Genomic DNA, 10,881 nt, shown 5'->3' with positions numbered 1-10,881 from the left:
GCTCCCAGCTTGGCCAATCCGGCAGCTAGCCGTTGGACACCTTTTCAACGTAGGCATCCATGAACCAGTCAGGGACCTCATCAACCTTGAACTCAAGGTCCGTCCCATCCGTAACTTCGGCCAGCAGCACCAGATCGGCACCGGAGTTATCGAAGATGTAGGCCCGGTCCGAAGCAGCAATAGCCACAGGCAGCAGGCTCAGGCAACGGCCGTAGCGCTGTACAATTTTTTCTGTGGGAACTGGGTGCCCACCTGCCGCGACACGGTTCCTGACCCTGTTGATATTGATGTCAGGGTCTTCAGTTGCCACAAAGTACAGGTAGGTTCGGTATCCAGACTCTCTTGCCTTGAGCATAAAAGCGATTTTGTCGTCGCTAGACATCACCGTTTCGAAGGTGAAAGACAGCTGGTCTTCGAGGAGCTTGTTCCGGATGAAGTCAGAGAGCACGGAGGCAAAATAGGAGTTCATCGCGACCGTCTGGAAATTCAGGCCGTTGCTGCTAAAGCCTATGTTGGTCGCCTCCTCATCGAGCCGGGCAGACCTGACCAGCCGATGCTCCCTAATGAAACCGAGGACCTCATCACCCTCAACTTCCAGTTGAAAATCACTGAACTCCAGACGACCGCTGTCTTTGGCAGCCTTCTCGATTTCATCCGGGTTAATGTAGATACCGATCAGGTGGGAAGGGATGGCACTCTTCATCGTGCTCTTGCCGGAGCCGTTGGGTCCAGCAAAGACCCTCAACCGAGGGACAGTCATGAGCAACGGCGCACCTTAATGACGCCACCCAGAGTCACTTTGTGCTTGGGCTTGGCCACCCGAATGACTTTGTGCTTACCGTCAGCAGTCGTTTCAACAAGCATGCCGTTCATGACTTCCATCACACTGCGGCCGGCAGCCAGGGCGTTGATATAGGCGGTATTGATGGCGCCTTCAGCCATGACCGGGATCTTATCCTCCAGTCGGCTCACCAGATCGTCACTCAACACTCGTTTGGCTTTCATATCGCGCTCCACGTTCTCAGAGCGTGCAGAATCTGCACTTAATCAGAATCTTAGCTACGTAAACCTGTTTGTAACAGGGCGAAAGCTACTTCTGTCAGCCTTCATTCTAGAGGAATGGCGTCTGGAACCATACCTTTCAAGAGATTTTCACGTTCGATGCATGACCGGTGGCATTTGAAGCAAGTGCCGCCCTTGGTGCAGCGCCCAAATAAGGGAAGCACAATCCCCCACCGAGTTGTTCAGCCGGTGGAAAAAACGCGCCAGCGAAGCGGCAATCGTTCTTAAACTGCATGGTCTGTGTCGATGCAGCCAGGTTGAGTGCAAACGGGCGATCAAGACGATGCAATCGCCCATAAGCAACAGGGTTACTGTGACACGCTCCGAAGCCGTTGCTGAATTCTCAACAGAAAACCGGCTTCGAAGGCATCTTGGCAGTCACCGACAGGAAAGGTCTTGCGCGTTTGCGCCAGTTCCCACCACAAAGGAATATCGGTCGTTGCCTCAAGCCAAGCCTGGGCACATTGCACACCACGCTCGATCATCGGCGAAAATTCGCTGCCCCAAGGTGTCAGAAGACTTGGGCAACCATCCGCCGCAGGAATTGAAATGTAGTTTTGGTCCATACACACCCTAAATTTCTGATTTATTGTTAGATGCTGGGCGCAGCTTCGAAAAGCGTAACGACACCAAATGAACGCTCGATACCAGGCATGAACACCAAATGGCCTAGTTGAATGCCAATGTAGACTATATCCCGTGGATTGAGAGTCCCTCAAGGCGCAATTTGCGCGCATGACTCAAGACTACGAACAACTTCGTCTGCAACTGGCGGAGAACATCCGCTGGATGCGGCGCGTAAAGAACCTTACCCAGGAGCAGCTGGCGCTCATGGCCGAGGTGGATCGCACCTACGTCAGCCAAATCGAACGATGCGCGGGCAACCCCTCGCTGTTGGTCCTGTGCAAACTCGCCAATATTTTCGAAATCACCACAGATCAACTACTTGTAGACGCCGATACCCTGCGCAGCTCCCTTCACGTCAAATAATAGACCCACGCCTCACAAATCCGATAGATCCGCCTTCATAATTCCCACTGACAGTCTTCAGTCCCTAACCGAACCTGCCCAGGCCATACACCGAGAGCCTGGATAATGCCTGTTGCCTGCTCGTCACTTCCGCCCACAAAACTAAGGCCCTTGGCGCTAAGCATTCTGCTGGCGTGCGGCCCAAGCATGGCGCTGGACACCGTCAGCATCACCTCCTCCGTGCTTTCGCCAAACTGTCTCGAATACAGGGTCGTCGGCATTTGTTTCTGGCTACTCTGCACGCCCTTCGGCTGCACAGTCAAAACCTCGACCAAGGTTCGTCATTTCATTCCTGAACTGGTCGTCTCGAGCTACGCCACCACCGGCAATAACCCCTGGACCGAGATGACCACCCTCTCCGCTCCCATCAGCGGTGCAGAAGGTGGCGGCAACCTGATCACGCCGAACGCCCGCCGCGACAACCTGCCTCGATTCAAGAACGTTGATGGCATCGGCCACCCCGGTGGCTGGGTCGCAACGCAATTGGCTTCGCAATCCGGCTATGCCTGCGCCAGCGGTGCAACTGCATTAATGCCTTACTACCTGAGTACCCTGGACTCACTGGCCTGGCGCCATGGCATCCCAGAAAGTTTCTACCCCGAATCGCTCATGCCGGGGATCCGTGAAATTGGTCGTCAGGTCTCGGGAAACATGTGGGGCAACGTTTATCCCCGGCAGGGCTTTCTGGTACAGCCCGACGATTTCAAGGCGGCCGCAGTCATGGCGCAACGCGCCGGCGATGTGATTACCCACAACTGGCAGCCGCATGTGTACTTACCACTCACGCCCGCCAAACGCGACGGCTACTGGCCGCCTGGCCCGATCGTTGAAAACGACGCTTCGACCCACAAATGGCAATTGCTCTACCCCCAGGTGCAGCCCACGTGCGCCATCTTCCCCAGCGATCCGGTACAGAGCGCGGATGGCGGCTACGCCTGGTCGCTGTGGCGTCCCTATAGCTGCTGCAAACGTGAGGGACAGACCTTCCTGTTCAGCATCGACTTCGAAGGAGGTGCTTCATGAGTCGGCTTCTCGCGCGGCCCTGGTTGGGCACGATGAGTCTGTTGCTCTGTGGACTGCTCGCCATTGCCACACATGCCTACGCCGCCGAGGGCGATTACCGTCTGGGTACTCAAGGTGAAGTACTCGACGACCGAGTGATGTACACCATTGGTGGCGGCTCGGCAGTCGGCTCACCGAGCTCGCTCTACCGACCCAGTGGTCTCGGTGTCGGCGGGTCATGGCGGGCGAACATGATGTGCGGAAACATGAGCCTCACCAACACCCTGCAAAACCAGCTGAACGGCGTCACCGAAGGTTTCCAGCAGATCATGGGCAGCATCGTGCAGAACGCGACCCAAGCCGTGATGTCGCTGCCGGCGTTGATCATCCAACGCGCCAACCCCGGCCTCTATGAGTTGTTGAGCAACGGGGTGATGCAGGGGCGTATCGACTTCGACCGCTCGAAGCTGACCTGCCAGGCCATGGCCGAGAAGATGGCGGACAAGGTCGGTCAAGCCGGCTGGGGCGCGCTGGCCAAGAACCAGGAGATGCAGGGCAATCTGGAGCAAACCGGCGGTGATGCGGTGGCCGCGGTGAAAAACACCGAGGCCCATAACGGCAACAAGGGGGTGTCCTGGGTCGGCGGCTCGAAGGCTGGCGGTGATGGGCAGACGCCCATTCGGGTGACCGCCGACGTAGTGCGCGCGGGCTACAACCTGCTGCATAACCGGTCGATGGATGACAATGCCTCGATTAGTAATAGCGATTGCCTGGGTGGGGCCATTTGCCAGACCTGGGCTTCGCCCCAGGAGGAATCCGAATGGGCCGTTCGCGTGCTGGGCGAAACTGAAGTCACGACCTGCGATACCTGCGAAACCCTGCGTGCGACCGCTGGCAGCGGACTGACGCCGCTGATCCAGGAGGCCTACAGCGAACGCCTCAAGGCCCTGCAAGGGCTGCTGTCTGGCTCACTGCCGCCTACCCCTGACAATCTGGCTAAAGCCTCCAGCCCAATGCTGCCGGTAACCCGTGGCGTGGTCGAAGCCCTGCGCGACGATCCCGACCAGGATCTGTTGGCACGGCGCCTGGCCAGTGAGACGGCCTTGTCCAGTGTGCTCGACAAAGCGTTGCTGCTACTGCGCACCCTGTTGGCGGGCAGTCACGAACCGAACATCGCCTCCGCCGAGCCGGCCCAAACCGCCTTGACGAAAAACATCGACGCTCTGGAGCGCGAAATCCGCCTGCTGCAGACCGAACTGCAGGTCCGGCAGATGCTGGCCACCAATACCGCCAGCCTAGTGCTCGATCGGCATGCCGGCGGTGCTGATGCTTCGCGCACCGTCGAGCAAGGCGACCCTGAGCCGGGCCGACTCAATGACGCTGACGCCAGGCGCAAGTGAGCCATGAAACGCTCACCGCTATTCACTTTGCTTTCGAGTCTGGGGATTGCCGCAGTGATGATCCTGACCGCCGCACTGGTCGCATGGATCGGCCACGCTGCGCTGGGCAGCTTCGAGGTCTGGCAGCAGGCATTCGAATCCGTAAGGCCCTATCTGCAGTGGTGGCGTGCCCTGCTCTACGGCGCCCTCTTCGCGCTGTGGGTGGATCTGCTTCGGCGCTACCGACATCGACCACAGGATCGACTGCGCGTGAAACGCATCGGGGCATTAGGGCTCGTGCTCTTTACCTTCGTCGAACTCACCCGACTGTGAGGTCACCACCATGCTCATGAGCACCAACAGCTACTTGGAGTTTTACCTCTCCCTGCTGGCCTGGATCATCAACAACGGACTCTGGAGCGTCCTGTCCGACACCGGACTGTTCGCCGCGCCCTTTGGCGCGATCATCCTCCAGGAATGGCTGTCAGCCCGTCAGCAAGGCGCGGATGAGGGAAACAAGGGATTGCTCTCGGTGCCACGGATCGAGAACCGGTTGTGGCTGGCCTACATCGTCGTATTGTTCGGCTGCGCGCCGGTCTTTCCGTTGAGCCTCTCGTCAATGACGTTCGATGATGCGGCAAGTCAGCGCTGCGGCGTAAATGTGGCCAAGCCAGCGGAAACCGCCTGGGGGACAACCTTCAATACCATCGGCGAACGCTCCGCCAACGTACCGATCTGGTGGTTTCTAGTGCATGCCTTGAGCAAAGGAGTAACCGCCGCAGCCACCGCCTCCATTCCCTGCGCACCGGATATTCGGCAGATGCGCATGGAGATCGACAGCTCGCGTATCAACAGCCAGGTACTGCTGCAGGAAGTCGCCGACTTCACCCGCGACTGTTATGGCTATTCCCGTTCTCGGTTGTTTACCAATCGCCCGCAACTGGACAAGGCACAAAGTCACGACGCGTCCTGGATCGGCTCAAGCTATCTTCTCGACACGCCCGGCTACTACGACACGGATCGTTCACGCACACCGCGAATCAGTTGGCCGTATGACGAAAGCCGCGATGTTTCCTTGCCGCGGCTGGAGAGTGCCGCGGGCTACCCCACTTGCAAGCAGTGGTGGAGCGACAGCGGTGTTGGCTTGCGCGAGCAGTTGATCCAGCAGGTTGATCCCTCTCTGCTGACTCAGCTGAAAAATTGGCTGACTGGCCGCTCGAGCAACGACATCGAGGATGCCACCCTGCGCGAACTGGTCAGTCCGCGCCAGCAATCGATGTCCATGTCGCCCGGACAGGTGTACCAGGACTATGGTTCCAGCGCTCGTGGCGGCTCGATCAATCAGGGGCTCAATAACCTAGCCACCAATACCGGGCTGGCCCTCGGTTCCTTCAGCAACTTCCCGGCAATGAATGCACTACGCGCCGCCTTGCCGATGGTGCAGGCGTTCCTGATCATGGGCGTCATCATCAGCTTGCCGCTGATCCTGCTGGTCAGTACCTACCAGTTGAAAACTGTCATGACCGTGACGTTCGCGCTGTTCACCTTACACATGCTGAGCTTCTGGTGGGAACTCGCTCGCTGGATCGACTCCAGCATGCTCGATACGCTGTACAACCAGGTTTCGGCTTCCAATCAAGTGCTGTTATCGCTGCCCACATCCGGCTTCATGGATGGAACCGTCACGGCACAGGTGATCGAGTATGTGATGGGGGCGATGTTCATCGTGCTACCAATGCTGTTTCTAGGGGCCATGAGCTGGGCAGGATATTCAGTCGGCAACGGGATTCAAGGCATGTTGGCGAACGGTAGCAAAGCCGCAAGTGATTCAGCGAGCAAAGGTACGGATCAAATATTGGGTGCTGCAAAACGTTCAATTAGATGACTTGCTGTCGCCTATATAATGCCCATTGTCATCGAAGTCACCGATGTAGAGATCAGCACCTAGGTAGTCTGGCCCTGGACTTTCCTCTTGATGATCGGAACCAACAAAAGCCCTGAACCATAGCAAAGTGATGACAGCCAGCATCATCACAAAAAAAGTAACCAGCCAAACACTGACAAAGAGCAATCCTCCGATCAATGCCAGTTTGGCAATCAGAAAGCTCCCGCGAACAAGTAATTTACCTGCGGGCATACCTGCCGTCACCGCACGCTCAGCCAGGCGGGACTCAAACGCTTGCAATTTGCGATAACCACGCTTTACCGACGTGCCACATGCGTACGCCCAGCTGTGGCCACGTGAATTCTGAACAGGTTGCTGAGTCGGCATGCTCTCGCACTCTTCTGAGCGTTTTCATGGTTGAGACAGGAGTAACAGCCTACTACTGAAAACTGTCCGTGCCTGACCGTTTATCAGTTTGCCCAGCCGAAAAAATCTTCACTGGAAGACAGAAGACAAGCCCCGTGAAAAAGCCTATCTACAGTGATTGACCCAGATAAATCGTCCAGCTAAATACAAGGTACGGATCGCTGTTATCGACAGCACTTTCCCAGGTAGCCAGAACCTTCAAGGCTCCGTCACTTCGATGATGGTTCTCCCCAAGTGCGATTAGCGTTCGGTGGCTCGCACGGTGACCGTTGCTACGATGATGAACGCCTACTGCTCTCCTGAGCGCCTTTCGAGCGCTGCTCGTGAGATAAGCCCTCTTGATTTTCTTCAACCCACTGCGGGGAAATCTTTCCCCGCACAGGGCAGGTTTCTTCGCGTATTCAACGGAGACATACCATGCCCGACTCACTTACACCGCAAACACTGAACACCCTTCGGTTGCCCATCGTGTTCACCCCTGGCGCGTGGCAACGCGCAGTACTGCTCGAGCAATCCGATCACGCTGAGAAGCTGCAGGTCGATCGGTTGAGCCACGTATTGCGCGCAGCCTTCGAAGCCCACCTGGCCTATCCACACAAGCCCTACGTGCTGTTCGAGGTAATCCACATTGAACCAACCGATCACTTACACCACGACCCGTTGCTGCAATTGAGTCTGAGCCTACTCCAAGAACCGGGTCAGCCTGCCGCCTTGCTGATAGCGCTTGCAGGAGAACACCAGCGCTAAGCGCAATGGGCGGCGCCCACCTCCACATTCGGGCGGCATGCAAGACCTGCATCAATCCAACCCATCACCCAACCGGGGAACCCTCCCCCGACGGGCAAGGCGTTCCTCCGTTTTCTCTCGAGGAAATTGCCATGCGCGATATCTACCAAGACGTAACTGACAAGATCGTTACCGCGTTAGACCAAGGCGTTGCTCCCTGGATCAAACCCTGGTCCTCAAGTGGCTCCGCTTACATCGGTCATCAACCCTACCCCGTCAACGCCATCACACGACGTCCGTATTCGGGCATCAATTTACCGCTGCTCTGGGCCGAGGCCAGGTTGCAGGGGTTCACTCAAGATCGTTGGCTGACCTTCAACCAAGCCAAAAAGACCGGTGGGCACATTCGTAAGGGTGAGCACAGCACTCTGGCGGTGCTCTACAAGCCGATGGAGCGCGAGGAACAGACCGAGTCAGGCCAACCCGTACTCGATGAAAACGGTCAACCCAAGGTCGCTCACTTCGGCATTCTCAGGACACATTTTCTGTTCAACATCGAGCAAACGGAGGGGCTCGAAATGCTCAATGAAACCCTGCTCGAGACGGAACAGAGTGATCCCTTCCAGCCCAACAGCGCCGCGGAAAATCTGCTATTAAGTTCAGGTGCACGCATCGTTCATCGGCCTGCCGACGAAGCCTTTTACCACCCGATCAGGGATCTCATCCAACTGCCGACAAAAGCACAATTTCACGATGAAGGCGGGTACTACGCCACGGCACTTCATGAGCTGACGCACTGGACCGGGCATCACTCTCGGTTGCAGCGCGAAGGCATGACGTCAGCCTGTCCGTTCGGCTCGCCAGGCTACGCGTTTGAGGAGTTGATCGCCGAGATGGGCGCTGCGTTTTTATGTGCCTACACCGGTATACAGGGAGAACTTAGGCACGAGGGCTACATTGACTCCTGGCTCGGCCTGCTCAAGGCTGACAAACGCGCGATCTTCCGCGCCAGTGGCCAGGCCCGAAGCGCCTCGGAGTATGTACTCAACCTGGAGCAGCAACTGAAGCAAGCGGTCTTGGATGACTCACTATGCATGAACGATGGAGCTTGATCGTTACCTCACCGCTGCAAACGCTTCACAGGGCCCAACGCGAGTTGAGCCCTTTTTTCTGTTTCCAGAAAACAGACGGCGGGCCCCTCACGCAAAGAAAAAGAGAGGGGCGCACACCCGCAGCATGCCGTTATGTATCCAGGTTCTGCGCCAGAAAATCCACCAGCTCGAGCGGACTCCGGCTGTCGATCACCTTGTAGATCAGATCGCGTTTACTGCGCGGTAACTTCTTGACCACGCTCTTCGCCGAGGCCCTGACGGCTTCGTCGGTCCCATGGATACGTGCCGCGAGCAGCAGCACGAGCGTGGCGTCAGTAAGGTTCATGGCAAGACCCAAAAAATAGGCACCGCAGTGTACCGACTCTTTTCTTTTCCGTACTAGCCCCCAAAAAAATGATGCCTAGCAGTATCCATATTCCGATTGCCTCACAAAGGGACACGAGCCAAAAGGACGGGTAAGGGTTGGAAGGGAATGGGCACTCAAGGGTAAGAGCGCTATCCGAAAAGGCTAAAAGGCCAATGACCCAGCCACTTCCCGGAGATCACGATGCTCAGCCTGTTTCGCCGCAAAAGGCAGAAGCCCCCTCCGCCACCGACCGTCAACGTCGCCGAAGGTTACCTGCCCATCGAGTCGGCTCACAGTTTGTTAGCCGCGGAACACCGCCGCCAGTTGCTCGACCGCATCTGGCAGTACACCGCCCTCTCCCACGCGCAGTTCACCCAGCTCTATATAAATCCGATCCATCGCTACGCCGAACAGGTCCAGCAACTGCCTGCCAGCGAGACGCACCACCATGCTTACCTTGGCGGCATGCTCGACCATGGACTGGAACTGGTCGCTTGCAGTTTGAAACTGCGTCAGTCGTATCTGCTGCCAACCGGCGCTGCGCCCGAAGACCAAGCCGCCCAGACCGATGCCTGGTCGGCGGGTATTGCTTATGGTGCCCTTCTGCATGACATCGGCAAGATCGCCGTGGACCTGCTAGTCGAACGCCAGGATGGCCGTGTTTGGCATCCTTGGCAGGGTCCCCTGGATCAGCCCTACCGCTTTCGCTACCTCAAAGGTCGCGATTATCACCTGCACGGCGCCGCCGCAGGCTTGCTCTACACCCAGATTCTCAACCGACCGATCCTCGATTGGCTGAGTGGCTTTCCGCCGCTGTGGGCGAGTCTGCTGTATGTCCTAGCCGGCCAGTATGAACGCGCCGGCGTGCTGGGCGAGTTGGTGATTCAAGCCGACCGGGTCTCCACCGCACAGAACATCGGTGGCAACCCAAGCAAGGCGTTGCAAGCGCCGATTCATACGCTGCAACATCACTTGATCAGCGGACTGCGTCATCTCGTTCAGCACGAGCTGAAACTCAACCAGCCAGGGGCCGCGGGATGGCTGACCCAGGACTCCCTGTGGTTGGTTAGTAAGGCAGTCACGGACAAACTCCGAGCTTATTTGCTTTCACAAGCGATAGAAGGCATTCCGTCGTCCAACATTGCTGTGTTCGACGAACTGCAATCGCATGGATTGGTTGAGTCCACGCCGGAAGGCAAAGCCATCTGGACTGCGCTTGTCACGCAGGGAAACTGGCAGCAGAGCTTTACCTTTCTGCGCCTTCAACCGGCGTTGATTTGGGCGAACGAAGACCGACCTGAAGCTTTCAGCGGAACGGTAAGCTTCGCAGTCGATGACCACTCAACTGACGCTCCGGCATCGCCACTAGCACCCAAGGTTGTCAGTAGAGGATCAGATCAAAGCCCATCACAGCCAGATCCCGTAGCCACGGAAGATGCCGACTACTTAGGAGCGTTGCTGGATATGTTCGAAATGGCAGAACCCGAGGCACGTGATGCACCGTCAGCAAACGCTCTCGAAATCTCAAATCCTCCTTCGAATAACCCTGGCCAGGCATTCTTGAATTGGGTCAAGGAAAGCATCCTGAGCCACAAACTGGTCATCAATGACAGCAAGGCCAAAATCCACACGGTGAGTGGCAGCGTATTTCTGGTCACGCCTGGTCTCTTCCAACGCTATGCGCAGGAGTTCCCTGGTATCTCTCAGGGTGCCAATCAAGAGACTGAAGAATGGCGTTGGGTGCAGAAGCAATTCGAAAAATTGAAGGTCCACAGGAAGCGTGACGACGGTCTAAATATCTGGGCTTGTCAGGTCGAAGGTCCCCGTAAGAAGGCAAAACTCAAAGGCTATTTGCTAGAATGTAGAAGTCTCGACTTAATCTGACACCCCTCTTGAAAAAGAGCGGGGCTACCG

At 57.0% G+C, this 10,881-nt stretch carries 13 protein-coding genes; 8 read left to right on the top strand and 5 right to left on the bottom strand.

The genetic code is table 11. The annotated features are described in order from the left end of the window. Positions 1 to 25: 25 nt before the first annotated feature. From KL786_RS25700 to KL786_RS25690, 3 genes are all read right to left on the bottom strand, one after another. Positions 26 to 760, bottom strand: coding sequence for an ATPase (locus KL786_RS25700; RefSeq protein WP_020300911.1), 735 nt, complete (start codon positions 758 to 760; stop codon positions 26 to 28). Then, positions 757 to 1,005: a hypothetical protein gene (locus tag KL786_RS25695; RefSeq protein ID WP_020300912.1), complete on the bottom strand. Its 249-nt coding sequence runs from the start codon at positions 1,003 to 1,005 to the stop codon at positions 757 to 759. Before KL786_RS25695 ends, KL786_RS25700 begins: the two co-directional genes overlap by 4 nt. A gap of 365 nt (positions 1,006 to 1,370) precedes the next feature. Continuing rightward, complete coding sequence (locus tag KL786_RS25690) at positions 1,371 to 1,628, bottom strand: LasR-specific antiactivator QslA (protein WP_076964374.1); 258 nt, start codon at positions 1,626 to 1,628, stop codon at positions 1,371 to 1,373. 169 nt (positions 1,629 to 1,797) lie between these two features. Here KL786_RS25690 and KL786_RS25685 point away from each other — a divergent pair, with 169 nt between their 5' ends. From KL786_RS25685 to KL786_RS25665, 5 genes are all read left to right on the top strand, one after another. Further along, complete coding sequence (locus tag KL786_RS25685) at positions 1,798 to 2,052, top strand: helix-turn-helix domain-containing protein (RefSeq protein ID WP_020300913.1); 255 nt, start codon at positions 1,798 to 1,800, stop codon at positions 2,050 to 2,052. A 105-nt stretch (positions 2,053 to 2,157) separates the two neighbouring features. Further along, positions 2,158 to 3,114, top strand: coding sequence for a TIGR03756 family integrating conjugative element protein (locus tag KL786_RS25680; RefSeq protein WP_032903622.1), 957 nt, complete (start codon positions 2,158 to 2,160; stop codon positions 3,112 to 3,114). Then, on the top strand, positions 3,111 to 4,493 hold the full coding sequence (locus tag KL786_RS25675) for an integrating conjugative element protein (protein ID WP_032903621.1): 1,383 nt from the start codon (positions 3,111 to 3,113) through the stop codon (positions 4,491 to 4,493). Before KL786_RS25680 ends, KL786_RS25675 begins: the two co-directional genes overlap by 4 nt. Before the next feature lie 3 nt (positions 4,494 to 4,496). Continuing rightward, on the top strand, positions 4,497 to 4,805 hold the full coding sequence (locus KL786_RS25670) for a hypothetical protein (RefSeq protein ID WP_020300917.1): 309 nt from the start codon (positions 4,497 to 4,499) through the stop codon (positions 4,803 to 4,805). Between the two features lie 10 nt (positions 4,806 to 4,815). Then, on the top strand, positions 4,816 to 6,357 hold the full coding sequence (locus KL786_RS25665; protein ID WP_020300918.1) for a conjugal transfer protein TraG N-terminal domain-containing protein: 1,542 nt from the start codon (positions 4,816 to 4,818) through the stop codon (positions 6,355 to 6,357). Here KL786_RS25665 and KL786_RS25660 read toward each other — a convergent pair. Continuing rightward, a complete protein-coding gene (locus tag KL786_RS25660) occupies positions 6,346 to 6,744 on the bottom strand; it encodes a DUF3742 family protein (protein ID WP_020300919.1) in 399 nt (132 codons plus the stop codon). The two genes, KL786_RS25665 and KL786_RS25660, sit on opposite strands and share 12 nt — an antisense overlap. A gap of 456 nt (positions 6,745 to 7,200) precedes the next feature. Here KL786_RS25660 and KL786_RS25655 point away from each other — a divergent pair, with 456 nt between their 5' ends. Then, positions 7,201 to 7,530: a hypothetical protein gene (locus tag KL786_RS25655; RefSeq protein ID WP_016978896.1), complete on the top strand. Its 330-nt coding sequence runs from the start codon at positions 7,201 to 7,203 to the stop codon at positions 7,528 to 7,530. A gap of 131 nt (positions 7,531 to 7,661) precedes the next feature. Then, on the top strand, positions 7,662 to 8,621 hold the full coding sequence (locus tag KL786_RS25650) for an ArdC family protein (RefSeq protein WP_032903620.1): 960 nt from the start codon (positions 7,662 to 7,664) through the stop codon (positions 8,619 to 8,621). Positions 8,622 to 8,751: 130 nt separating this feature from the next. Here the strand turns inward: KL786_RS25650 and KL786_RS25645 are convergent, their stop codons facing one another. Next, a complete protein-coding gene (locus KL786_RS25645) occupies positions 8,752 to 8,946 on the bottom strand; it encodes a DUF7740 domain-containing protein (RefSeq protein ID WP_020300924.1) in 195 nt (64 codons plus the stop codon). Between the two features lie 222 nt (positions 8,947 to 9,168). On the opposite strand from KL786_RS25645, the gene mobH reads away from it, so the two are divergent. Further along, positions 9,169 to 10,851: a MobH family relaxase gene (mobH, locus tag KL786_RS25640; protein WP_215519413.1), complete on the top strand. Its 1,683-nt coding sequence runs from the start codon at positions 9,169 to 9,171 to the stop codon at positions 10,849 to 10,851. The last annotated feature ends 30 nt before the right edge of the window (positions 10,852 to 10,881 follow it).

Source organism: Pseudomonas sp. TAE6080, assembly GCF_018732265.1.
GTDB lineage: Bacteria > Pseudomonadota > Gammaproteobacteria > Pseudomonadales > Pseudomonadaceae > Aquipseudomonas > Aquipseudomonas brenneri.
Note: the sequence above shows the minus strand (reverse complement) of the source record. Positions and strands in the feature narration are given on the sequence as shown.

Coding starts and splice junctions, on each gene's coding strand:
- KL786_RS25700 (WP_020300911.1), bottom strand. CDS start 760: ATGACTGTCCCTCGGTTGAGGGTCTTTGCTGGACCCAACGGCTCCGGC.
- KL786_RS25695 (WP_020300912.1), bottom strand. CDS start 1,005: ATGAAAGCCAAACGAGTGTTGAGTGACGATCTGGTGAGCCGACTGGAG.
- KL786_RS25690 (WP_076964374.1), bottom strand. CDS start 1,628: ATGGACCAAAACTACATTTCAATTCCTGCGGCGGATGGTTGCCCAAGT.
- KL786_RS25685 (WP_020300913.1), top strand. CDS start 1,798: ATGACTCAAGACTACGAACAACTTCGTCTGCAACTGGCGGAGAACATC.
- KL786_RS25680 (WP_032903622.1), top strand. CDS start 2,158: ATGCCTGTTGCCTGCTCGTCACTTCCGCCCACAAAACTAAGGCCCTTG.
- KL786_RS25675 (WP_032903621.1), top strand. CDS start 3,111: ATGAGTCGGCTTCTCGCGCGGCCCTGGTTGGGCACGATGAGTCTGTTG.
- KL786_RS25670 (WP_020300917.1), top strand. CDS start 4,497: ATGAAACGCTCACCGCTATTCACTTTGCTTTCGAGTCTGGGGATTGCC.
- KL786_RS25665 (WP_020300918.1), top strand. CDS start 4,816: ATGCTCATGAGCACCAACAGCTACTTGGAGTTTTACCTCTCCCTGCTG.
- KL786_RS25660 (WP_020300919.1), bottom strand. CDS start 6,744: ATGCCGACTCAGCAACCTGTTCAGAATTCACGTGGCCACAGCTGGGCG.
- KL786_RS25655 (WP_016978896.1), top strand. CDS start 7,201: ATGCCCGACTCACTTACACCGCAAACACTGAACACCCTTCGGTTGCCC.
- KL786_RS25650 (WP_032903620.1), top strand. CDS start 7,662: ATGCGCGATATCTACCAAGACGTAACTGACAAGATCGTTACCGCGTTA.
- KL786_RS25645 (WP_020300924.1), bottom strand. CDS start 8,946: ATGAACCTTACTGACGCCACGCTCGTGCTGCTGCTCGCGGCACGTATC.
- mobH (WP_215519413.1), top strand. CDS start 9,169: ATGCTCAGCCTGTTTCGCCGCAAAAGGCAGAAGCCCCCTCCGCCACCG.